Consider the following 21,792-nt stretch of genomic DNA (forward strand, 5'->3'; position numbering starts at 1 on the left):
CGTGCGATTCACCAGCAATCGCACGGCCTTTCCACGTCCACGTCGAGCTGAGACGAAGCAACCGTCCGCTATTCGATATTCAGCGGATTCACATGCCAGATGTTGCGTGCATATTCGCCGATCGTGCGATCCGACGAAAACTGCCCCATGCCCGCCACATTCTCGATCGCGCTTTCCGTCCATGCGCGTTTGTCGACGAAGCGCGCGTCCACCTCGTCCTGAGCCTTGGCGAATGCGGCGAAATCGGCGAGCACCATGTAGTGGTCGCCCCAATCGACCAGCGTGTGAAAAATATCCGAGAAGCGCAGCGGATCGTCCGGCGAGAAGAAGCCCGTGCGAATCTGGTCGAGCGCCGTGCGCAGTTCCGCGTTGTCTTCGTAGATTTGCCGCGGCCGGTAGCCGGTGGCGCGCAGGCTGTCCACTTCGTCGGCCGTATGGCCGAAGATGAAAATGTTCTCGCGGCCCACCGCGTCGCAGATTTCGATATTCGCGCCGTCCATCGTGCCGATCGTCAACGCGCCGTTGAGCGCGAGTTTCATGTTGCCGGTGCCCGATGCTTCCGTGCCGGCCATCGAAATCTGCTCCGACAGATCGGCGGCCGGAATGATCAGCTCCGCCACGCTCACGCCGTAGTTCGGCACGAACACCACTTTCAGACGGTCGCCGACCAGCGGATCGTGATTGACCTTTTCGCTGACGTCGCCGATCAGCTTGATGATGGTCTTCGCCATCCGATACGCGGACGCGGCCTTGCCGGCGAACATCACCACGCGCGGCACCCAGTCGAGTTCGGGATTCGCGCGAATCTGGTTGTAGCGCACGATCACATGCAGAATGTTAAGCAATTGCCGCTTGTATTCGTGAATACGCTTGACCTGCAGATCGAACAACGCATCCGGATCGAAATGCAGTTTCGTGTGATGCGCGAGACGGTGCACGAGCCGCAGTTTGTTCTGCCGCTTTGCTTCACGGAAGGCTTCGATAAAGCCGCTATCCGTGCGCAGGTTGCGCAACTGCTCCAGTTCAAACAGATTGCTGCGCCAGTGTTTGCCGATCTGCTGATCGATCAGCGAGGACAGCGACGGGCTCGCCTGCGCGAGCCAGCGGCGCGGCGTGATGCCGTTGGTGACATTGGTGAAGCGGTCCGGATAGATGCTTGCGAAGTCTGCAAAGATATCGCGCGTCATCAACTGCGAGTGCAGCTTCGACACGCCGTTCACCTTGTGGCTCGCAACGATCGCCAGATACGCCATACGCACACGGCGCTGCCCGTATTCGTCGACGAGCGAAATGCGGCGGATCATCTCGGCGTCGTGACCTGATTGCTCGCTCACGTGCTTGAGAAACTGCGCGTTGATCTCGAAGATGATCTCGAGATGCCGTGGCAGCAGCCGCGCAAGCAACTCGACGTCCCACGTTTCGAGCGCCTCGGGCATCAGCGTATGGTTCGTGTACGAGAAGATCTGCGTGACATGCTTCCACGCCTTGTCCCACTGCAGATGGTGCACGTCCACCAGCAGACGCATCAGCTCGGGAATCGCCAGCACGGGGTGCGTATCGTTCAGATGCACCGCCACCTTTTCGGAGAAGCGCCCGAACGTGCTGTGCGTGCGCTGATAGCGGCGAATCAGATCCTGCATGGTCGCCGAGACGAAAAAGTATTCCTGCCGCAAGCGCAGCTCACGGCCGGCCGGCGTCGAGTCGTCCGGGTACAGCAGACGCGAGACGTTCTCCGACATGTTCTTCGTGTCGACCGCATTGCGGTAGTCGCCGCGATTGAACGCGCCGAGATCGAGCTCCTCGGCGGCGCGCGCCGACCATAGGCGCAGCGTGTTGGTCGCGTCGGTCGCGTAACCTGGAATGACGGTGTCGTACGCAGTGGCATTCACGTGCTGGGTGTCGATCCATTCCACGTGTTCGCCGCGCTGTACCGTGCGGCCGCCGAAGTGAACCATATACGTGACTTCGGGCCGCGGAAACTCCCACGGATTGCCCGCGCGCAGCCAGTAGTCCGGCGCTTCGACCTGCTCGCCGTTGACGATCTGCTGACGGAACATGCCGTATTCATATCGGATGCCATAGCCGAAGCCAGGAATGCCGAGCGTCGCCATCGAATCGAGAAAGCATGCCGCGAGCCGGCCGAGGCCGCCGTTGCCGAGCGCGGCGTCCGGCTCGATATCGGTCAGCGCATCCATATCCACGCCCAGACTCGCCAGCGCTTCCTTCATCTGATCGTGGATGCCGAGGGCGAGCAAGGCGTTCGTAAAGGTCCGGCCGATCAGGAACTCCATCGACAGGTAGTAGACGCGTTTCACGTCCTGTTCGTATTGCAGGCGCGTGGTTTTCATCCAGCGCGCGACCAGCCGGTCGCGCACGGCGAGCGCCGCGGCGTGCAGCCAGTCATGCGGATGCGCGGTGACGGCGTCCTTGCCGACGCCATACATCATGCGATTGGAAATTGAGCGCCGTAGCGCGTCGACGGTACTGTTGAGCTGGTCGAATTCCAGATCGACGGCTGTCATCGAAGCCTCCGGGAAAAAAGACGCGACATACGCGAACCGCACAGATGACGGGCGGGAGGCGCGAGCCGGTCAGGCGGGTTAAGAAACAGAGTAGGTCATTTTACGACCACCGGACACCGGCGGGCGCGAGCGCCTGGTTACGCACATGCCATGCCCGCCGACATCGGCCGGCGCGCCGCTTTTTCGCACGCGCGAGGTGCAAGCCACGTGTGTGTGGCACTGCGCGCGTGCATCGGTTCCGCAAACTGGCAAACGATTGCGAAACGCCCAATGCGCACCGAGTGAAAGGCCACGCCATTATTTTTTCGCCGCGTGACGCGCGGATGAAAGAGTGGGTGGCTCGACGCGTGGTCAAATCGGAGCACCTCACCTGCAAGCCGGTTGTGCCGGAATGGCGTGTGACAACGCGGGCGCGCAGCAGCTCTGTAGACACCGGGCGGGCTTGACCGTTAGTTGCATCTACGCAGGCTTGATCCGCGCCCTGCCTCGCCCGAGTCCCAGCACGATTTCTGCGTCTCTGTAACAATCGCTACATTCGCCGCGCGGCTGCCTGAAATGCCTCGAACGCTGCATTCGGGTCACGCGCGTCGCACGTCCCGCAACCTCTGCCACTCGCGCGCCGCGCGCCTCGACTCGTCCGGCTGCACGCAGGCATGCTCAACCCGTCGAGTCACCGCCTTGTCCGACAAACCCAGCGCCGCCCACCCCGCCCCGCCTTTTCCCGCGGACGTCCCGATGTCCGCGGCCAACCGCCGCGCGATGGCCGCGATCATGCTCGCCGTCGCGCTCGCCACGCTCGACACCGCCATCGCCAACACCGCGCTGCCGGCCATCGCCGCCGACCTGCATGCTGCGCCGGCGGCGTCGGTGTGGATCATCAATGCGTATCAGCTGGCGATGGTCGCGACGCTGCTGCCGCTCGCCGCGCTCGGCGATATCGTCGGGCATCGGCGGATCTATATCGGCGGGATTGCGCTTTTCACACTCGCGTCGCTGGCGTGCTCGCTCGCCTCGACGCTGCCGCTGCTGGCTGCCGCGCGCGTGCTGCAAGGCCTCGGCGCGAGCGCGATCATGAGCGTCAACACCGCGCTGATCCGATATCTGTATCCGCCGCACCGGCTCGGACGCGGTCTCGGCACCAACGCGCTAATCGTCGGCGTGTCGTTCGCCGTCGGGCCGACAGTGGCGTCGCTGATCCTGTCGGTTGCCGCATGGCCGTGGCTGTTCGCGGTCAACGTGCCGCTCGGCCTGCTGGCTTTGGGCTTCGCCTGGCCGGCGTTGCCGCACACCGAGCGCGGCAAGCACAACTTCGATCCGGTCGCGGCGCTCCTGAACGTCATCACCTTCGCCGCGCTGATCTTCGCGCTCGGCGAGGCGGCCCAGCGCGCGTCGACGCAATTGGTGGTGAGCGCGGCGGCGATCGCGCTGGTGTTCGGCTTCTTGCTGATCCGCCGCGAAGCGGGCCACCCTGCGCCGATGCTGCCCGTTGATCTGTTCAAGCGGCCGGTGTTCGCGTTGTCGGCGGTGACGGCCGTGTGTTCGTTCGCCGCGCAAGGGCTGGCGTTCGTCTCGCTGCCGTTCTACTTTGAAGACGTGCTGCACCGCAGTCAGGTCGAAACCGGCTTTCTGATGACGCCGTGGCCCGTGGTGGTCGCGCTGGCCGCGCCGCTGGCGGGCAACCTGTCCGACCGCTATCCGCCGGGACTGCTCGGCGCGATCGGTCTCGCGGTGATGTCGGCGGGAATGGCTTCGCTGGCGCTTCTGCCCGTGCATCCGCACGTGCTCGACATCGGCATTCGCATGGCGGTCTGCGGCGCGGGCTTCGGGTTTTTCCAGTCGCCGAATCTGAAGGCGTTGATGGCAAGCGCGCCGCCGGAGCGCAGTGGCGGCGCGAGCGGCATCGTCGCGACCGCGCGGCTGCTCGGGCAAACCACCGGCGCGGCGCTGGTCGCGTTGAGCTTTGGGATTGCCGGGCGGCATGGGCCGACGCTGGCGCTGAGCACCGGCGCTTTCTTTGCGGGAGCGGCGAGCCTCGCGAGCGGGCTGAGGCTGCTGGCGCCGTCGCATCGGTCAGGCGTGCATGCGAAGGCGTCGATGAAATGAAAAAAGCGGGCGCGCTGAAGTGAGAGTGCGTCCGCTGTGGTTTGCTGGGTTGCAGCTTCGTTCTGCTGCCTTGCTTGGCGGTGTTGCTCGCAGCCGGATGGCGTTCGGCTTAATTCGGCTTTACCGCGCCGCGAAATACGCCTTCACTGCTGCGATAAACGTATCGATATCCCCGCGCGATACATCCTTATGCGTCACGAATCGGGACGCATACAGCATCTGCGTGAGAATGCCGCGCTCCTTGAGCCACGCTTCGAGCGGCACGCAGTGCTGCTGCGGAAACTGCGCGAACACCATATTGGTCGCGACCGACTGCACCTTGACCTGATCGATCGCCTCCAGACCCGCTGCCAGATGCGCGGCGTGCGCGTGATCGTCGGCGAGGCGTTCGATGTTGTGATCCAGCGCGTACAGGCACGCCGCCGCCAGCACGCCGGCCTGCCGCATGCCGCCGCCCAGCACTTTGCGCCAGCGGTGCGCCACGTCGATCAGTGCGCGGCTGCCGACCAGCACCGAGCCGACCGGCGCGCCCAGTCCCTTCGAAAAACAGACCGAGACCGAATCGAACGGCTCGCACAATGCCGCGACCGGCTTATCCGACGCCACTGCCGCGTTATAAACGCGCGCGCCGTCGAGGTGAGCGGACAGGCCGTGCTGACGCGCAAGCTGCACCGCCTCGGCGACATACCCCGCCGGCAGCACCTTCCCGCCGATGGTGTTTTCCAGCGCCAGCAGCCGCGTGCGCGCGAAATGGTTGTCGATGGGCTTGATCGCCGCAGCGATCTTCTCCAGCGGGATCGAGCCGTCCGCGGAATTTTCGAGCGGTTGCGGCTGGATGCTGCCGAGCACCGCCGCGCCGCCGCCTTCATATTTATAGGTATGCGCCAACTGGCCCACGATGTATTCGTCGCCGCGCGCGCAATGCGCCATTAACGCCGCCAGATTGCTTTGCGTGCCGCTGGGGAAGAACAGGCCTGCTTCCTTGCCGGTGCGTTCGGCCAAGGTGGCCTGCAAACGCAACACGGTGGGGTCGTCGCCCCAGACATCGTCGCCGACTTCGGCGGCCGTCATGGCCGCGAGCATCGCCGGAGTCGGACGGGTTACGGTATCGCTGCGCAAATCGATCATTGTGTGTCCCTGTGCGTCTGTGAATGACAGCCTGTAGCAGCCGCTCGCCGTGGCGAACCGTCAGTATCGACGGGCGCCACGGCGGCGGCAGTTAGTCGCACAGTATATTCAATTAACGCTTCGCTGAAATCGCGCTGGAAAGAAGCATCACCCGCCCGACTTGGGCAGCCATGCGAGCGGATCGACCGGCTGGCCGTTCTGGCGAACCTCGAACTGGATCGACGCCACCCCGCGGCTGTCCACTCCGACTTCGCCGATGGTTTGCCCTTGTGCCACCGCATCGCCTTCCTTCACGAGCAGTGTGCTGTTCTGTCCGTAGGCGGTGATCAGCGAGTCGTCGTGTTTGATGATGATGAGCGGTCCGTACGCCTCGATACCCGTGCCGGCGTAAACCACGCGGCCGGTGGCGGCCGCCTTGACCGGATCGCCGGCGCGCCCGCCGATCACGATGCCGTTCGATTTACCGGGCGCGAAGGCTCTCAGCACCGGCCCACGCACCGGCCATTGCAGTACGCCCAGCTGCGGTCCGGCGGCTGCCATCGGCGCGCCGGGCGTGGCCGAACCGCTCGGCGCGACGGCGACCGGCGGCGTCACGACGCTGCCCGAGGCCATCGGCGGAGACACGCGCAGCACTTGCCCCGGCGTGACGGCGGCGTTGACCGGGAGGCCATTCCACGTCGCGATCTCCTGCGGCTTGTGGCCATACGCCGACGCAATCCCGTCGATGGTGTCGCCCGGATTGACCCGGTAGAAACCGGCGGGAACCGGCACCGTGCTGAGGGTGGTCGGGCGGGAAGGTGTAGTGCTGTAAAACGGCGTGCTCTCCCACGGCATGGTCGTACAGCCGCTGAATATCAAGCCGAGCGCGGCCGCTGCCAGCAACCGGGTCCCCGTCAATTGCCATGATCTTGTCATTTGATTTTCCTCGACATTTTTTCGATCAATCGGATTCAATCGATGCCCAAGCATTTGCCATGCCGCTCCTCTCGCGGGCGCGGCGGCGCTTATCCATTATGCCGCCGGGCGCGGTGAGAACCGCGCCGGCACGGCACCGGCCGGCCGCCAGAATTCAGACGCTACCTTCCGCCTCGACCACCAGAATGCGCGCAACGCCGATTGGATGCGCCACATGTTCGGTGCCGACCGAAGCGTAGAACACGTCGCCCGTTTCCAGAATGGCCGACTGTTCGACGCCGCCTTCGCGATAACGCATCTCGACGCGGCCATCGAGCACGGCGAACACTTCTTCGCCGTCGTTGACATGCCATTTGTACGGTTGATCGGTCCAATGCAGGCGCGTCGTGATGCCGCGCATGTTGGCGATATCGAGCGCTCCCCAAGGGCGCGTCGCGGTGAAATTCTTGCTGCGAATAATCTTCATGGTCACGAGGCAGTTGAGAAAAACAGCGCCGGCATGGCGTTCGATGCATGGGGCACGGCGGGCCGCCGGAACCCGCGCGAACCGGTTTCCGGCTGGCCCCATTATAGGTGCGCCGGACGGCAGGCTTATGCCGGCGGACGGCGCCGCGATTCGTGTGAGCATTGAATCCGCGGGGCGCTCGCCTATACTCGTTCTTGCTGCCCCGACGCGCCGAAAGCAAAACGTTTGAATTCTGCGAGGGAGTTGAGAATGAACAAAGCCACCTTTCTGGCCGTGCAACTCCACGTCGACGATGTCGCGGCGTCGCCCGGTCTGGTCGAGTTGCTGAACACGCATCTGGTTTTCGCCGCCGACGTGGCCGAGGCCGCCGACGCCCTTGTCCAGTTGGCCAGTATTGCGGGATTGTCGAGCGGCGTGGAGGCGAGCGTCGAGATTCCGGCTGTGGCCATCGAGCGGTTGCGCGAGGCGCTCGACAACCTGAGCGGCTACGACGAATCCTGGCTGCTGGCCCTCGAACCCAGCCGCGCATTATTCGATGAAATAAGCCGCCGGCATCGCACGCTGCACTAGAGCCGCGCTGGCGGATTGCATCCGGGTGCATCCGCCGCACCGCGCACCTTCGGCGTCCATTCAGCGGCGTCGCCGGTCCGCCACGTTTTGCTCACCGCTCGGCCTGGCTGATTCACCGGCATGCTTCACCGCCGGTGCCGTCTGCAGATTTCGGGCGACTCAACCGGAGGACCGCCGTGAAAAGTCTCCTGAACCGCCGCAACGTGCTGGCAGGCCCATCCCATCTCGTGCAGAACGCGCGAGAGAGCGCCTCCGATCCCACCTTACCCGGCAGCAGCGAGCACGCAACCTTGGCCGCGTCGTCCGACAGCTCGCCCGCCGGTCCCGCGTTGCCGCGGCCGGTTCGGCCGGTGAGCGCCTTGCGGCCCGTGCCGGTGGTGCCGGCGCAGGTCGGCGTGCGCGGCGTGCAGATCGCCGACATCGCCGAAGTGGAATGGCTCGCCGAAGAGGAAGCGCTGGCGCCGTTTCGCGTGTTCCGCAGCTTCGACTATTCGGTCAGCCTGCTGTTCCACGCGAAGGAACTGGCGTACTACGTCGCGCTCTATGAGGACGGCTTGCTGTGGCGCGCGCTGAAAGCCGCCGATCTCGACGCCGCGGAAACCGCCTTCCATCATTTCGAGGAGCAGGCGACGCGGCTCGCGGACGGCGAAACCCGGCGCGCCCAACTGGAGGCGCAGAACGAACAGTTGGCGCGCATGATCGCGCGCTCCGAGGCTCAGGCCGAACGGCTGCGCAGCGATCTGCAAAGGCGCGGCACGCACGAGCAGGCGGTGACGGCCCGCCAGCACCAGGTGCGCAAGGAGGTGTCGCAACTGGAAGCGCAGCGCGTGGCCGCGCAGGCTCATCTGAACAAGGCGCATCGGCAGATTCACCAGCTCAATCTGACGAGCAACGAAGCGATTCCACATTTACCGAATCGATGAGAACCGCGCGCTGACGAGCGCGCAGCGGCATCGCGTCGAACACCGGCGCCCTGGCCGCGCCGTAAACGACAAACGCCGCCCGGCAATCCGGACGGCGTTTCCATTTGCTTGCCGCCGTGCGATCAGGCGGCGCTTCCATCAGCTTCAGCGCAGATCAGTTGCCGAAGTAGACCGAGTTACGGTCGTTGCTGCTCACCGGACGGCCCGCTTGCGAGCTGCCGGCGATCGGTGCGCCATAGCCGCTGTTCACAGCCTGAGCGGTGCCGTTTTGGGCATCGACGCGTGCTTGCGCTGCCTGGATGTTGGCCGGGTAGTTGATCTGATCGCCGATCGGGTTGTAACCGGCCTTTTCGAGTTGAACCAGTTCAGCGCGAACTTGAGCGCGCGTAACCGGCTGATTCGATTGAGCAAAGGAAGCGACAGGAGCGGCCAGAGCGGCGGCGACTACGACTGCAGAGATAAGAGCCTTCATGATGTAAACCTCCAGAACTTGTTTTTAATTCGCTGCGGTTTGTATTCCGTAGCGCTTAAGTAGAAGTTTAAGAAGGTCGACACCTAGGGGAAACCCCTAAAACAATGAAACTCTATTTCGAATTTAGCAACAGTAGCGCACCGCTTGCCTTCGAGGCCTGTCTTGGTCTCGGCTTTCAGCAATAGTTCATCATCTTGCATTTGCAGCGTTTTTGCGGCCGGTCGCGCCCTGCTCCAAGGGCGCCACCGGCTGCGATTCAAACGCTCAGCTCCAGTTCGCGTGGAAGCTGCCCGGCTTGTCGATGCGCTCGAACGTGTGCGCGCCGAAGAAATCGCGCTGCGCTTGCACCAGGTTCGCCGGCAAACGCTCCGAACGATACGCATCGAAATACGCAATCGCCGACGCGAAAGCCGGCACCGGCACGCCCGCGTTGACCGCGGCCACCACGACCTCGCGCAACGCCGCCTGGTAATTTTTGGCGATGTCGCGGAAATACGGATCGAGCAGCAGATTGGCGATCGCCTTGTCCTTCGTATAAGCGTCCGTGATCTTTTGCAGGAAGCGGGCGCGGATGATACAGCCGGCGCGGAAAATCTTGGCGATCGTGCCGTAATCCAGATCCCACTTGTACTCTTCCGACGCTGCGCGCAGTTGCGCGAAGCCCTGCGCGTACGAAATGACCTTGCTGAAATACAGCGCGCGGCGTACCGATTCGATGAAGGCGTCGCGCTCGGCGCCGAGCGGCTTGGCCGCCGGGCCCTCCAGCACTTTGCTCGCGGCCACGCGCTGGGTTTTCAGCGAGGACAGCACGCGCGCGAACACGGCTTCCGTGATCAGCGGCAGCGGTGCGCCGAGGTCGAGCGCGTTCTGGCTCGTCCACTTGCCGGTGCCCTTCTGCGCGGCGCGATCGAGAATCACGTCGACCAGATCCTTGCCGGTCTCGTCGTCTTTCTTGCTGAAAATCTTCGAGGTGATTTCGATCAGATAGCTGTCGAGCTCGCCCTGATTCCACTCGGTATAGACCTTGCCGAGTTCTTCGTTCGAGAGACCGACCACCTGTTTCAGCACCGCGTAGCTTTCCGCGATCAGCTGCATGTCGCCGTACTCGATGCCGTTGTGCACCATCTTCACGAAGTGGCCCGCGCCGTCCGGTCCCATGTACGCGACGCACGGTTCGCCGTCCGGCGCCTTCGCGGCGATCTCGGTGAGGATCGGCGCCACCAGGTCGTACGCGTCGCGCTGGCCGCCCGGCATGATGGACGGACCCTTCAGCGCGCCTTCCTCGCCGCCCGACACGCCCGTGCCGATAAAGTGCAGTCCGGACTTCGCGAGGTCCTGATTGCGGCGGATGGTGTCGGTGAAATGCGTGTTGCCGCCGTCGATCAGAATGTCGCCCTTGTCCAGCAGCGGCTTCAACTGATTGATCGTGGCGTCGGTGCCTTCGCCGGCCTTGACCATCAGCAGAATGCGGCGCGGCTTTTCCAGCGACTCAACGAATTCTTCCAGCGTGAAAGCCGGCACCAGCTTCTTGTCCGGATATTCGGCGATGAGTTCGTCGGTTTTCTCGCGGCTACGGTTGTACACCGACACCGCGTGGCCGCGGCTCTCGATGTTGAGCGCCAGATTGCGGCCCATGACCGCTAGCCCCACCACGCCGATTGCCTGTTTGCCCATGTGAATTCTCCAGAGTCCAAAAAATGTCGTGACGCCGCGCCGGAAAAAACGTCGGCGGGACGTCGAGGGTGAAAGAATAAAAGAAATGCCAGCTTGCCGCTCGTTGGCGGACAACGGGCAGCGTTTTCCACCGCGTCGAATCTGCGGTGGACCCGCGTTTATTCGCGTTCAATCGCGTTTGACGCGCGTCAGACTCGCGTCGCGTCCGCGCGTTTCCTGAACACCAGACTGAAATTGTTGGCGGGCATCGCGATCGGCTCATCGCACACCAGTCCGACCGACACGCCCAACGCCACGACCTCCTCCATGTCGCGTACACCCCATTCCGGATCGCGGCCGCGCAACTGCTGATCGAAGGCATCGTTGCTCGGAGAAGTATGCGCTCCGCCGCGTTTGTATGGGCCGTACAGGTACAGCACACCGCCGTCGACGAGACGGCGGCCCGCACCCGCGAACAGCGCCTGCGCCGCGCTCCACGGCGATATGTGAATCATGTTGATGCAGACCACGGCGTCGAGCGTGTCCATGCCCCAGTCCGGCTGATGCACGTCGAGCGCGAGCGGCGCACGCACGTTCGTGAGCCCTTCGTGCGCGACCCACGCGCCAATCGAAGCACGCGCGTCGGCATCGGCGTCGCTCGGTTGCCAGTCGAGTCCGGGCATCGCGCGGGCGAACCAGATAGCGTGCTGGCCGGTGCCGCTCGCGATTTCGAGCACGCGGCCGTTGGCCGGCAGCACGGCGCGCAACACCGCGAGGATGGGTTCACGGTTGCGTTCAGCGGATGGCGAATGTTGCCGCAGCGCCGGTTGGAAATCGGTCATGTTCAGCTTCGGTTCTGCTTCAGTTTCAGTGCAGGGTCACACGCACGAGTTCGGCGAGTTCGCGATCATAGCGCCAGCCGGCCGGCCAGTGCAGTCAACGTCTGCGCGCACGGCGCGGTGATTTTCAACGACAACAAGGGATCGGCGCGCGTGCGTCCCAAGTTGATGGCGACGACCGGCTTGCCCTGCTTTTGCGCCCACACGCAAAAGCGATAGCCGGAATAAACCATCAGCGACGAGCCGACCACCAGCACGGCGTCCGCCGAGTCGAGCGCGCGCGAGGCCGCCTCCACGCGCTCCTTGGGCACGCTTTCGCCAAAGAACACCACGGCGGGCTTGAGCAAGCCGCCGCAATTCGAGCATGACGGAATGCGGAACCCTCCGAGATCGTGCCATTCGAGATGCGCGTCGCCATCGGCGGCGGTTTCGGCGGTCACGTCGACGAGCGCGGGGTTGTCCGCTTCAAGCGTCTGCTGGATCGATGCGCGCGAGTGCTGCATGCCGCAGTCCAGGCACGTTACACCGCCTATGCCGCCATGCAGTTCGATCACCTCGCGGCTGCCCGCCCGCTGATGCAGGCCGTCGACATTCTGCGTTACCAGCGTCGGCACGTGGCCGGCCGCTTCGAGCCGGGCCAGCGCGGTATGCGCGGCGTTGGGCTGCGCGTGCGCGACCACCGGCCAGCCCACCATGCTGCGCGCCCAGTAGCGCTGGCGCATGGCGAGCGTGCCGAGAAACTCCTGCACCATGATGGGCGGCGAGCGTTTCCATTCGCCGTTGTCGTCGCGATAGCCGGGAATGCCGGAGTCGGTGCTGATGCCCGCGCCGGTCAGCACGAACAGCCGCGGATAACGCTGCACGAAGCGATGCAGGTCGTCGAGCGTGTGCGAGTCGTTCGGGGGTTCGAGAGGCGCGGACTGAAGGTCGGTCATGACGGGGCGTGGTGAAGGGCGGTGGCGGTCCCGAGGCAACATCCCATGTGCCGCTCAGCGGTGCGAACGCGGCTTGCCGCGCGGCGTTTCCGGCTTGCGCTGGGCTTGTCGCGCCTGCCACTCAGTGAGTGCGCTTCGATAACGTTCGAGCGCTTCGTCGTAGAGATCGAACACACACGGATTGCAGCCGCTATGACAACAGTCGTCAAGATCGGGCTGCACGGGCGGCACCGGCTGCGGGTCGTCCTTCGGTGTGGCTCGGGGCACGGCAAGTTGCGTTCCATCAAGGCGGGAAGCGAACAGTATAAGTTGATCCCGCGCCGCTTGCTGCTCGTGCGAAGCCGTCAGCCCCGGCCGACGAACGGCATCTTGCTCGCCATGATCGTCATGAATTGCACGTTCGTGGAGAGCGGCAGTTCGGCCATGTGCAGCACCGCGTCCGCGACGTGCTGAACGTCCATCAGCGGCTCGACCGCGATCTCGCCGTTCGCCTGTGGCACGCCGCGCGCCATGCGTTCGGCCATTTCCGTCGCCGCGTTGCCGATGTCGATCTGGCCGCACACGATGTCGTATTTGCGGCCGTCGAGCGACACCGCTTTCGTGAGCCCGGTGATAGCGTGCTTGGTAGCGGTATAGGCGATGCTGTTCGGCCGCGGCGCATGCGCCGAGATGGAACCGTTATTGATGATGCGCCCGCCGCGTGGATTTTGCGTTTTCATCAGACCGAAGGCCGCGCGCGTGCACAGGAACACGCCGGTCAGGTTGGTATCGACTATTGAGCGCCACTCGTCGATATCGAGTTCGTCGATATCGACCGGCGAGCCGTTGCGGCCCGCGTTGTTGAACAGCACGTCGAGCCGGCCGCGGCGCGTGCGGATCGTCTCGAACAACGCGGCGACGCTATCGGCGTTGGTGACGTCGCACGCCACCGCGAGCGCGTCGCCGCCGAGTTGCTGCGCTTCTCGAACGACGGCGTCGAGCGGCGCCTGACGGCGGCCGGCCAGCACGACGCTATAACCGTGCTCCAGCAGCTTGAGCGCACACGCGCGGCCGATCCCGCTGCCCGCGCCCGTCACCAGCGCGACCTTCTTGATTCCCGTATCCGTCACGTCACGTCTCCTCGTAGTTCAGTGGATGCAGAGTGCAGACAGTCTGCACGCGAACCGCCCGTAGCGGGGCACGGCGTCTTTCGGCGCGCTTTCATTATTTGCCATTCCTGTCGACGGGCGCGTCGGGGTGCGCATCAATGGTATCGTTTGCCGTTGCGCGCCGCGCGCGCGATTCAGCGCCTTCCCAGGAAGGAGGAAGGAAGACAGGAAGCACGCTTTATGAAAGAACTCTCCACGCCGTCGTCTGGCGTCCACGGCGCGCCGTCACGACGCTGGCCGCAAACCGGTTATCCCGCGATGCTCACCGCCACCGCCGCATGGCATGTCATCGTGCTGGCGGGATGGCTGATCGCGCCCGCCGCGTGGCCCTGGTGGCTCGCCGCGATTTTTGTGAATCATGCCATTTTCACGGTAGCCGGCCTGTTGCCGCGCACCTCGCTGCTCGGTCCGAACTGGACCCGCCTGCCGGCCCATGCACGCAACGCCGACGCGATCGCGCTGACCATCGACGACGGTCCCGATCCGGCCGTCACGCCGCACGTGCTGGACCTGCTCGACGCCTTCGGCGTGCGCGCCACGTTCTTCTGCATCGGCGCGAAGGCGCTGCGTTACCCGGAACTCGCACGCGAGATCGTCGCGCGTGGCCATGCGCTCGAAAACCATTCGCAAGTTCACGTCCACACGTTTTCCGTGACGTTGCCGGGCGCCCTCACGCGCGAAATCGACGCGGCACAACGCACGCTCGAAGCCTTGAGCGGCGAACGGCCGATGTTCTTCCGCGCGCCGGCCGGCTTACGCAACATCTTTCTCGAACCGGTCTTGCGCAAGCTCGATCTACGGCTCGCGGCATGGACGCGGCGCGGCTACGACACCCGTGAGCGCGATCCGCGGGTGGTCACGCGACGGCTGCTCGATGGCCTCGCGCCACGCGACATTCTGCTGCTGCACGACGGCAACGCCGCCCTCACCGCCGAAGGTACGCCGTTGATCCTCGCCGTACTGCCGCGTGTGATCGACGCGGCGCGGCAACGGCATCTGCGTTTCGTCACGCTGCGCGAAGCGCGCGTGAACGACTGAAGCGCGGTAACGCGTACGTACGCAGGCGACTCGGCTCATACGCGTTGCAGGTTACGCGGGCTTGCACGCAGTTCATCGCGCAGCGCAGCGCGATCACCGCCGCTACATGCGGAAATCCGCCGCCATGTCTTCGTCGGTGCGTGCCTCGAGCTGGCCGCTGCGGCACGCTTTCAGGAACACGTCGTAATCGCGCTCCACCTGATCCGCGTAGGCGGCCGCATAGCCGGTGAGCGCTTCCGCGAACTGATCGCCACGGCCGATATACGCGCTGACTTCAATCGCCTGCCCGCTCGCCTTGGCATGCGCGCGCGCCATGATCCAGCCGCATAGCCGTGCATAGCCTCCCAGCAGTTCGATATCGAACAGCTCGATGTTCGCCGAGAGCTTCATATCGCGCAGCTGCCGGAAATAGAAATGCCGCCCGAGCGGCCCCGTCGCCCAACCGAGAAAGATATCGCTCGCGGCCTGCAGCATGCGCTGTCCCTGCACGACGCGCTCGCCCTCGTGCTTGTGGATTGGAGACTTGTAGAACCGCGCGATCACCGAAGGCCGCGCCTCCTTCATCTGCAGGAACAGCGGCTTACCCATGTGATCGACCAACAGCACCACCATGCAGCGCGTGCCGACGCTACCCACGCCCACCACCTTGAACACGATATCCTGCACGGTGAAATGACTGAGCAGTTCGCGCCGGTCATGCGACATCGTCTTCAGATACTCGCCCCACATGCGTTCGAGCATCTTGCGCGAGTTCCCGGTTCTGTACGCTTCGGTTTCTTCCTCGGTGAACAGCGTGTTCGCACCGAGCACATGGAACAGCGCCGGTGGCGCATCGCGAATCGTCCAGCGTTCGCCGTCGCGCTCCGCCATTTTCTCGAGCAGGTTTTCATGCGTCCGGCTCGCGGCTTTTTCCATGCCGCGCCGCACGGCGCGGCGGGCTTCCGGCGTCAGCGCGGTTTCCGCCATGCGGTCGAAGGTGATGCGGTCGTACCAGAGTTCGAGCGCGCCGCATTGCGCATACTGCGACATGCGATCGCGGTATTCGGTGACCGCCGTCATCACGAGATTTTCCGCCGCGCCCCGACTCAAACGCATATGACGCGCGGCGACAACGAGGCTCGCGGTCAAACGCTTCAGGTCCCACTCGAACGGTCCGACCGATACCTCGTCGAAGTCGTTCAGATCGAAGATGAGTTGCCGCTCCGGCGTGGCGAAACCGCCGAAATTCATCAGATGGCCGTCGCCGCAGATCGGCATGGTCAGGCCGGAGTCACGTACCTGGCTAAGGTCGTGCGCCTGCAGAAGCGCGGTGCCGCGAAAAAACGTGAAAGGCGAGGCGGCCATGCGCCCGTAGCGCAGCGGCACGAGGTTGCGCACGCGATCCTCGCTGCTTTGCCTGAGCAACTCGATCGGGTTGCGATGCAGTTCGCCTACCGCCTTATGGCTCGAACGTTTCGAATGCTCGCGAGCGGCACGGCCCCGGGCCTCCCGTTCGGCGATGGTGCTGGCTTTCATGCTGTTCTCCGTTTTTCCGGTTCTTGACTAGCGGTTCGAGAGACTGCTTCTGCTGGCACGACGACATCCGGCGACTGACGCATGAGCCCTCACCAACGATAGCCCACGCCGCCGAAAATCACATCCGAATCGCGATCATAACGGGTCACGACGCGGTTCCATTCGAGCCGCGCGTTCCAGTGCCCGGTCAGCCGATAGGAGCCCGCAATCGTGACGAGGCCGGAGAACTTGCCGGCGCCCGGCCCGGGGGTCGCGCTGTTTTCGTTCTCGTTGATCGCATAGTAAGCGCCGAGGCCGACCGCCAGCGAAACCTTGTCGTCGAGAAACGCGCGCGTGGCCCACAACTGGCTCGTCAGGCCATCGCGCCGCGCCACCTTGCTGCTGCCTTCGTGAAGATAGCCGACTGTCACGTCGAGATACTTCGCGAGGCCGCGCCGGTACTCGACTGCGCCGCCCAGCGCAGTCGGCGAACTGGTCGAGTTGACGATGGTTTTGCCGAGATACACCGCTACTTCGTTATTGGTGACCTTGTGCGCGCTGCCGCTCGCCCAGTCGCGCGGACCGGGTGAGCCCGGCGCGTCGAGCTGATAGCCGACGCCGAACATCACGCCGCTCGAATCCGGTCCGCGCTGAACGTGCACGCGATTCAACTGAAGCTGCGTAATCCACCGGTTCGACGCGTAGTACGCGGCGCGGACGCTGTACACCACACCCCAGCCGTGCGTGTTGGAATAGCTGCCGCCCTGCTCGGAGGTGGTCGTGTCGAAATAGCGATAGGGGCCGACACCGGCTTGCAGGACGAATTGCGGACTGCCTACGGGAATGCGCGCCCACAGCTGGACCATCTGGCCGTCACGGTGATGGTCGGGAATATGCCCTTCGTTGAGCCAGGTGAAGCTCGCGGCGAAATATTGCCCGAGGCCTTCCTGATAGTTGAAGGCCCACGTATAGGTGTTGATACTGCTCGCGCGCGAGCCGCCGCCGAATAGCGAAAATTCCTGGGCGTCACTGAGCGTGGGAATGAACAGCAGGCCGGCGCCTGTGAGGCAGGCGGCGGCCTTGTGACCCAGCCAACGTTGAGCAGCAGATGTCGAGGCTCGCAAAGGGGATTCCTCTCCGGTTGAGTGCTGGCGCTGCCGGTGTTCGTGATCGGCGGGGCACGGTTACGCGGCAAGGCTCGCACATGAGTGGCCGGCGATGCAAACTGCACGTCATGCTAGCAGACCGATCGGTATAAAGGTTACGTATCCTCTTGGCATCAGCGGGGCATAGTGACTCGGGTTATACCGGGACCGGCCAATACAGGTTGCAACGGCAACGATCGCGAAACGCGGGCAAATTTACGGCGTCTTTTTCGAAAACTAACTGATTAGTGAATTTTCGGCGTTTCACGCGGACGAGCACTTCAGCAACGGCGAATTCAGCCGTTTACCCATACATGCAAAAACTTTTGTGACGCACCAGAAAAGTCCTCGAAACAGGACCTGCTCTGATCGAGCATGCGCCGCGCAAGATAATCGGAGAGAGTATGTTTGTTGCAATCGGGTGGCTTCTGGTGATCGGTTCTGTGATCGGTAGCTTTATCGGCGTGGGCGGGCACCTGCCGGCGCTGCTTCAGCCCTTCGAATTACTGTGTATTTTCGGTGCGGCAATCGGCGCGTTTGTCGTGAGCAATCCGACTTCCACGCTGCGCAAAACCATCAAGGCGATTCCGTCATGTTTCAAAGGTGGCGGCTACACCAAGGAAAAATATCTGGAACTGATCGCGCTGCTTTATGAACTGCTTCAGAAGGCGCGCAAAGAAGGCATGATGTCGCTCGAGGCCGAGGTCGGTGCGCCGGAAGAAAGCGTGATTTTCCAGAAGTATCCGCACGTGCTGGAAGATCATCATCTGCTCGACTTCATTGTCGATTATCTGCGCATGATGTCCGGCGGCAACGTGAACGTGCTCGAAGTGCAGGACCTGATGGATGAGGAACTGGCCACGCATCACGCGGAAGCATCGGTCGCGGCCAACGCGATTCAGAAGATGGCCGATGGCCTGCCGGCCTTCGGTATCGTCGCCGCGGTCATGGGCGTCGTTCACACCATGGGTTCGGTGGGCGCACCGCCCGCCGTGCTCGGCGAGATGATCGCCGGCGCGCTGGTCGGCACATTCCTTGGCATTCTGCTCGCATATGGCTTCATCGGCCCCATGGCCGATCTGCTCAACGCAAAGGGCCGCGCCGAAGCCAAGCCGTACCAGTGCGTGAAGGCGGTGCTGCTCGCGTCGCTCTCCGGCTACGCGCCGCCGATCGCAGTCGAGTTCGGCCGCAAGGTGCTGTTCACCGCCGACCGTCCGAGCTTCCAGGAACTCGACGACGCTGTGCGCGCCACCAAGATGCCGAAGTCGGCCTGACGCGGAGCGGCATGATGAGCGAAAGAAGATCGCGCGCCTCGCAGGATGAGCGGCCGCCGGCGCCGGTGATCGTGCGCCGTTCGAAAAGAGCCGCCGACCATGGCGGCAATCACGGCGGCGCATGGAAGATCGCCTACGCCGATTTCGTCACCGCGATGATGGCGTTCTTCCTGCTGATGTGGCTGCTCGGCTCCACGTCGAAGTTTGACAAGCAGGGTATCGAGGATTATTTCAACACGCCGCTGTCGAGCCTGCTCGGCGGCAATGAAGGCACAGCCGCCGCGCGTCCGAGCGTGGTGCAAGGCGGCGGCCGCGACATCTCCGATACGACGCCAGCGGTCGGCAGGAAAAGCCAGGCCGAACCGACGCCGCCCTCCGCGGCCACGCCGTCGGTGGCACCGTCCGATGCGGCGCGTCTCGAGCAATTGAAGGCGAAGCTCACCGCCTTGATCGAACAAAGCCCCACTTTGAAGGCGTTCAAGGATCAGATCCGCATCTCGATCACGAACGAAGGATTGCGTATCGAGATCGTCGATTCGCAGAACCGGCCGATGTTCCCTTCCGGCAGTTCGAAGCTTCAGCCGTATGCGGTGACGATCCTCACGCAGATCGGCGCAGCGCTGAACGACGTCGACAACCGCGTTTCCATCGCCGGCCATACGGATGCGGTGCCATACACCGCGGGCCCGGAAGGTTATTCGAACTGGGAGCTGTCGTCGGAACGCGCGAACGCCGCGCGCCGCGCGCTGGTCGCCGGCGGCATGCATGGCGAAAAGCTGCTGCAGGTGCGCGGACTGGCCGACGTATTGCCGCTGAACAGCCATGTGACCGACGAGCCGACCAATCGGCGCATCAGCATTCTGGTGTTGAACAAGGCCGCGGAACTCGCCTTCTTTCACGACGGCGGACGCACCGCGATCGACGAAGCCACGCCGGCAAGTTCAGCCATCCCCGCAGTGGTCGAACGCTTGCAGCCCGTGACCGGTTCGCATAGCACGCCGTAGCATTTTTCGGCCGCGCGTCCGATAGATTTGGCGGGTGCGCTCGATAACGCACATTGCGCAGCACCTGTGTGTATAAAATCGAACCCATGCGCCCCGCCCTTTCCGAGCAACGGGAGCCCGAACTTCCGCTGCATACGCCCAGTGTGTCGTCGGTGACACTCGCCGCGATCATCGCCGTCATTGCGTGGATTTCGATCGTCGCGCAAGCCGAGGTCACGATCGATCGCACGCTCGCCCGCGGGCTCACCGTGCTCGACGGCCTCGCCCGCATGAGCAGTTACCTCACCAATCTCACGGCGCTCGCCTGCGCGATCTGTTTTACCTGTGTGGCCTTGCGTAGGCACAGATCGAAGCCTGCGCGCTTTTTCCGGCAGCCTACCGTCGTCACCGCCGTGGTGGTGTACATGGCGTTCGTGGGGATCGCCTACAACCTGCTGTTGCGCGGTTACTGGACGCCCACGGCATTGCGGATGCTGCTCAACGAATCGCTCCACAGCGTCTTGCCCATGCTCTCCGCGCTCTACTGGGTGCTGTTCGTGCCGCGCTTTCATCTCAAGCTGCGGCGTTGTCTGTGGTGGCTGGTGTATCCGCTGACCTACCTCGGCGTGACCTTCTGGCGCGGGCGCTTGTCCGATTTCTACCCCTATCCGTTCATCAATGTCGACAGGCTCGGCTTCACGCACGCGGCAGTGAATTCGGCGCTGCTGTTCGGCGGCTTCCTGATGCTGATGGCCATCTTCGTGGGGATCAATTCGCGGCGGCGCCACTGAGCGCCCGTCCGGCGCCCCTGGTTTCCCTTTTTCGCTCGGGCGCGCTTCTTGCGCCCTGTCTGGTGAACGTAAGTCGCGCTTTCCGGCGCGGCGTACGTGAGACCTTGGTGTGACAGCGTTGCGATCGCAATGGCTCACACGTAAATTTGACAATGGGAGCAAAAACGTATGGACACCAATTCGGCAGCCAATTCAGCGGAAGGCACGGTCAAGGAAGTCGCGGGCAAGGTACAGGGCGCCGTCGGCGACGTGCTGGGCGATACCGGCACGCAACTGGCCGGCAAGGCGAAGGAGCTCAGCGGCAAAGCCCAGCAACTGGCCGCGAGCACGACGAGTCTCGTGCGTGAGACTACGGCGGAAAGCCCGTTCACCGCGATCGCGGTGGTGGCGCTCGCCGGTTTTGTGGCCGGCGCGCTGTGGGCGCACGGTGCGGCAGGACGCGATTATCGCCGTTGATTTTTGACGGGGTTGACCACCGGGCGATCTGCTTCAGGCGGTCGCCCGTTTCGTGTTTGTATGCCGCCGTTCCTAACCCGCCGGTTTTGCACCGCCGGTTTTGCACGGCTTTACGCGTCGCCTTTCTTGCGACGCCCCGCGCCCATCTCCAATTCGACCCACGTAGGCGCATGATCGCTCGCATGCGGCTCGCCCCGCACCCAGCGGTCGACGCCCGCATCGCGCATGCGCGGCGCGAGGTCGGCGCTCAGCAGCAGATGGTCGATGCGCAAGCCGGAGTTTGTGTCCCAATGCCGACGGAAATAGTCCCAGAAGGTGTAGACCCGCTCGTCGCCGAAATGCGTTCGCAGCGCGTCGGTCCAGCCTTGCGCGAGCAGCCGCTGGTAACGCTCGCGGCTCTCAGGTTGCAGCAGCGCGTCCTTCAGCCAGGAGCGCGGGTTGTAGATGTCTTCGTCGGTGGGCACCACGTTGAAGTCGCCGGCCAGCACGACCGGATGAGCGCTTTTGTACAGCTTCGCCGCGTGCTTGATCAAATGGTCGAACCACGCCAGCTTGTAGTCAAACTTGGGGCCCGGTTGCGGATTGCCGTTCGGTAGGTAGAGGCACGCCACCAGCACGCCGCCCACTGCGGCTTCGAGATAGCGGCTGTGCGTGTCGTCCTCGAAACCGGGCAGGCCACGGCGGCTCTCCAGCGGCGCTTCGCCTTTCGACAGGATCGCCACGCCGTTCCATGCGCTCTGCCCTTGCCAGATTGCGCCGTAGCCCGCGTCGCGCAGTTGCTCCACGGGAAACGCGCTGTCCACCGCTTTGAGTTCCTGCAAACAGACGATGTCGGGCGCCTCGCGCTCGAGCCACTGCAGCAGCGCCGGCAGGCGCGAGCGGATCCCGTTGATGTTGAAGGTCGCGATTCGAAGCCTGGCCACGGCATGTCCTCCCT

At 63.9% G+C, this 21,792-nt stretch carries 21 protein-coding genes; 8 read left to right on the forward strand and 13 right to left on the reverse strand.

The genetic code is table 11. The features are described 5' to 3' along the window. Nucleotides 1–68 precede the first annotated feature (68 nt). Nucleotides 69–2,522 carry a glycogen/starch/alpha-glucan phosphorylase gene (locus B0G73_RS16735; RefSeq protein ID WP_106282425.1) on the reverse strand — a complete coding sequence of 818 codons (2,454 nt, stop codon included), beginning with the start codon at nucleotides 2,520–2,522 and terminating at the stop codon, nucleotides 69–71. A gap of 735 nt (nucleotides 2,523–3,257) precedes the next feature. On the opposite strand from B0G73_RS16735, the gene B0G73_RS16740 reads away from it, so the two are divergent. After that, complete coding sequence (locus B0G73_RS16740) at nucleotides 3,258–4,625, forward strand: MFS transporter (RefSeq protein ID WP_106282426.1); 1,368 nt, start codon at nucleotides 3,258–3,260, stop codon at nucleotides 4,623–4,625. A 120-nt stretch (nucleotides 4,626–4,745) separates the two neighbouring features. Here the strand turns inward: B0G73_RS16740 and ltaE are convergent, their stop codons facing one another. The 3 genes from ltaE to B0G73_RS16755 form a co-directional block, all read right to left on the reverse strand. Then, nucleotides 4,746–5,753: a low-specificity L-threonine aldolase gene (gene ltaE, locus B0G73_RS16745; protein ID WP_106282427.1), complete on the reverse strand. Its 1,008-nt coding sequence runs from the start codon at nucleotides 5,751–5,753 to the stop codon at nucleotides 4,746–4,748. 147 nt (nucleotides 5,754–5,900) lie between these two features. Continuing rightward, a complete protein-coding gene (locus B0G73_RS16750; protein ID WP_106282428.1) occupies nucleotides 5,901–6,668 on the reverse strand; it encodes a peptidoglycan DD-metalloendopeptidase family protein in 768 nt (255 codons plus the stop codon). Nucleotides 6,669–6,822: 154 nt separating this feature from the next. Continuing rightward, a complete protein-coding gene (locus B0G73_RS16755) occupies nucleotides 6,823–7,134 on the reverse strand; it encodes a cupin domain-containing protein (RefSeq protein ID WP_181196563.1) in 312 nt (103 codons plus the stop codon). Between the two features lie 249 nt (nucleotides 7,135–7,383). Here B0G73_RS16755 and B0G73_RS16760 point away from each other — a divergent pair, with 249 nt between their 5' ends. Both B0G73_RS16760 and B0G73_RS16765 read left to right on the forward strand, forming a co-directional pair. Then, nucleotides 7,384–7,704: a hypothetical protein gene (locus tag B0G73_RS16760; RefSeq protein WP_106282429.1), complete on the forward strand. Its 321-nt coding sequence runs from the start codon at nucleotides 7,384–7,386 to the stop codon at nucleotides 7,702–7,704. A 176-nt stretch (nucleotides 7,705–7,880) separates the two neighbouring features. After that, nucleotides 7,881–8,627 (forward strand): DUF2968 domain-containing protein, encoded by a 747-nt coding sequence (locus B0G73_RS16765; protein ID WP_106282430.1) that lies wholly within the window; start codon nucleotides 7,881–7,883, stop codon nucleotides 8,625–8,627. A gap of 154 nt (nucleotides 8,628–8,781) precedes the next feature. On the opposite strand, the gene B0G73_RS16770 is transcribed toward B0G73_RS16765, so the two are convergent. From B0G73_RS16770 to B0G73_RS16795, 6 genes are all read right to left on the reverse strand, one after another. Next, nucleotides 8,782–9,099, reverse strand: a complete 318-nt coding sequence (locus tag B0G73_RS16770) for a DUF4148 domain-containing protein (protein WP_106282431.1) — start codon at nucleotides 9,097–9,099, stop codon at nucleotides 8,782–8,784. Nucleotides 9,100–9,363: 264 nt separating this feature from the next. Continuing rightward, nucleotides 9,364–10,773, reverse strand: coding sequence for an NADP-dependent phosphogluconate dehydrogenase (gndA, locus tag B0G73_RS16775; protein WP_106282432.1), 1,410 nt, complete (start codon nucleotides 10,771–10,773; stop codon nucleotides 9,364–9,366). A 188-nt stretch (nucleotides 10,774–10,961) separates the two neighbouring features. Continuing rightward, a complete protein-coding gene (locus B0G73_RS16780; RefSeq protein WP_106282433.1) occupies nucleotides 10,962–11,594 on the reverse strand; it encodes a DUF938 domain-containing protein in 633 nt (210 codons plus the stop codon). Nucleotides 11,595–11,659: 65 nt separating this feature from the next. Next, entirely contained in the window at nucleotides 11,660–12,526 is an 867-nt protein-coding gene (locus tag B0G73_RS16785; RefSeq protein ID WP_106282434.1) for an NAD-dependent protein deacetylase, read from the reverse strand. Between the two features lie 54 nt (nucleotides 12,527–12,580). Continuing rightward, nucleotides 12,581–12,793, reverse strand: a complete 213-nt coding sequence (locus B0G73_RS16790; protein ID WP_106282435.1) for an oxidoreductase-like domain-containing protein — start codon at nucleotides 12,791–12,793, stop codon at nucleotides 12,581–12,583. Between the two features lie 77 nt (nucleotides 12,794–12,870). Beyond that, complete coding sequence (locus tag B0G73_RS16795; protein ID WP_106282436.1) at nucleotides 12,871–13,635, reverse strand: SDR family oxidoreductase; 765 nt, start codon at nucleotides 13,633–13,635, stop codon at nucleotides 12,871–12,873. Nucleotides 13,636–13,854: 219 nt separating this feature from the next. On the opposite strand from B0G73_RS16795, the gene B0G73_RS16800 reads away from it, so the two are divergent. Beyond that, a complete protein-coding gene (locus B0G73_RS16800) occupies nucleotides 13,855–14,712 on the forward strand; it encodes a polysaccharide deacetylase family protein (protein WP_106282437.1) in 858 nt (285 codons plus the stop codon). Nucleotides 14,713–14,814: 102 nt separating this feature from the next. Here the strand turns inward: B0G73_RS16800 and B0G73_RS16805 are convergent, their stop codons facing one another. Further along, the gene (locus B0G73_RS16805; protein WP_106282438.1) at nucleotides 14,815–16,227 is read right to left on the reverse strand and encodes a DUF2252 domain-containing protein; all 1,413 of its coding nucleotides are present in this window, start codon (nucleotides 16,225–16,227) and stop codon (nucleotides 14,815–14,817) included. 89 nt (nucleotides 16,228–16,316) lie between these two features. Beyond that, nucleotides 16,317–17,330 carry a hypothetical protein gene (locus B0G73_RS16810; protein ID WP_374957012.1) on the reverse strand — a complete coding sequence of 338 codons (1,014 nt, stop codon included), beginning with the start codon at nucleotides 17,328–17,330 and terminating at the stop codon, nucleotides 16,317–16,319. 425 nt (nucleotides 17,331–17,755) lie between these two features. Here B0G73_RS16810 and motA point away from each other — a divergent pair, with 425 nt between their 5' ends. The 4 genes from motA to B0G73_RS16830 all read left to right on the forward strand — a co-directional run bounded on the left by motA (nucleotide 17,756) and on the right by B0G73_RS16830 (nucleotide 20,855). Continuing rightward, nucleotides 17,756–18,625 (forward strand): flagellar motor stator protein MotA, encoded by an 870-nt coding sequence (motA, locus tag B0G73_RS16815; RefSeq protein WP_106282439.1) that lies wholly within the window; start codon nucleotides 17,756–17,758, stop codon nucleotides 18,623–18,625. Nucleotides 18,626–18,639: 14 nt separating this feature from the next. Continuing rightward, the gene (motB, locus tag B0G73_RS16820; protein WP_106282556.1) at nucleotides 18,640–19,629 is read left to right on the forward strand and encodes a flagellar motor protein MotB; all 990 of its coding nucleotides are present in this window, start codon (nucleotides 18,640–18,642) and stop codon (nucleotides 19,627–19,629) included. An 86-nt stretch (nucleotides 19,630–19,715) separates the two neighbouring features. Continuing rightward, nucleotides 19,716–20,399 carry a Pr6Pr family membrane protein gene (locus tag B0G73_RS16825; protein ID WP_106282440.1) on the forward strand — a complete coding sequence of 228 codons (684 nt, stop codon included), beginning with the start codon at nucleotides 19,716–19,718 and terminating at the stop codon, nucleotides 20,397–20,399. A gap of 168 nt (nucleotides 20,400–20,567) precedes the next feature. Further along, entirely contained in the window at nucleotides 20,568–20,855 is a 288-nt protein-coding gene (locus B0G73_RS16830) for a CsbD family protein (protein ID WP_106282441.1), read from the forward strand. A 110-nt stretch (nucleotides 20,856–20,965) separates the two neighbouring features. Here B0G73_RS16830 and B0G73_RS16835 read toward each other — a convergent pair whose 3' ends face one another. Then, nucleotides 20,966–21,778 (reverse strand): exodeoxyribonuclease III, encoded by an 813-nt coding sequence (locus B0G73_RS16835; protein WP_106282442.1) that lies wholly within the window; start codon nucleotides 21,776–21,778, stop codon nucleotides 20,966–20,968. Nucleotides 21,779–21,792 lie beyond the last annotated feature (14 nt).

The sequence above is a fragment of the Paraburkholderia sp. BL25I1N1 genome (genome assembly GCF_003002025.1).
GTDB lineage: Bacteria > Pseudomonadota > Gammaproteobacteria > Burkholderiales > Burkholderiaceae > Paraburkholderia.

Coding starts and splice junctions, on each gene's coding strand:
- B0G73_RS16735 (WP_106282425.1), bottom strand. CDS start 2,522: ATGACAGCCGTCGATCTGGAATTCGACCAGCTCAACAGTACCGTCGAC.
- B0G73_RS16740 (WP_106282426.1), top strand. CDS start 3,258: ATGTCCGCGGCCAACCGCCGCGCGATGGCCGCGATCATGCTCGCCGTC.
- ltaE (WP_106282427.1), bottom strand. CDS start 5,753: ATGATCGATTTGCGCAGCGATACCGTAACCCGTCCGACTCCGGCGATG.
- B0G73_RS16750 (WP_106282428.1), bottom strand. CDS start 6,668: ATGACAAGATCATGGCAATTGACGGGGACCCGGTTGCTGGCAGCGGCC.
- B0G73_RS16755 (WP_181196563.1), bottom strand. CDS start 7,134: ATGAAGATTATTCGCAGCAAGAATTTCACCGCGACGCGCCCTTGGGGA.
- B0G73_RS16760 (WP_106282429.1), top strand. CDS start 7,384: ATGAACAAAGCCACCTTTCTGGCCGTGCAACTCCACGTCGACGATGTC.
- B0G73_RS16770 (WP_106282431.1), bottom strand. CDS start 9,099: ATGAAGGCTCTTATCTCTGCAGTCGTAGTCGCCGCCGCTCTGGCCGCT.
- gndA (WP_106282432.1), bottom strand. CDS start 10,773: ATGGGCAAACAGGCAATCGGCGTGGTGGGGCTAGCGGTCATGGGCCGC.
- B0G73_RS16780 (WP_106282433.1), bottom strand. CDS start 11,594: ATGACCGATTTCCAACCGGCGCTGCGGCAACATTCGCCATCCGCTGAA.
- B0G73_RS16785 (WP_106282434.1), bottom strand. CDS start 12,526: ATGACCGACCTTCAGTCCGCGCCTCTCGAACCCCCGAACGACTCGCAC.
- B0G73_RS16800 (WP_106282437.1), top strand. CDS start 13,855: ATGAAAGAACTCTCCACGCCGTCGTCTGGCGTCCACGGCGCGCCGTCA.
- B0G73_RS16805 (WP_106282438.1), bottom strand. CDS start 16,227: ATGAAAGCCAGCACCATCGCCGAACGGGAGGCCCGGGGCCGTGCCGCT.
- motA (WP_106282439.1), top strand. CDS start 17,756: ATGTTTGTTGCAATCGGGTGGCTTCTGGTGATCGGTTCTGTGATCGGT.
- motB (WP_106282556.1), top strand. CDS start 18,640: ATGAGCGAAAGAAGATCGCGCGCCTCGCAGGATGAGCGGCCGCCGGCG.
- B0G73_RS16825 (WP_106282440.1), top strand. CDS start 19,716: ATGCGCCCCGCCCTTTCCGAGCAACGGGAGCCCGAACTTCCGCTGCAT.
- B0G73_RS16830 (WP_106282441.1), top strand. CDS start 20,568: ATGGACACCAATTCGGCAGCCAATTCAGCGGAAGGCACGGTCAAGGAA.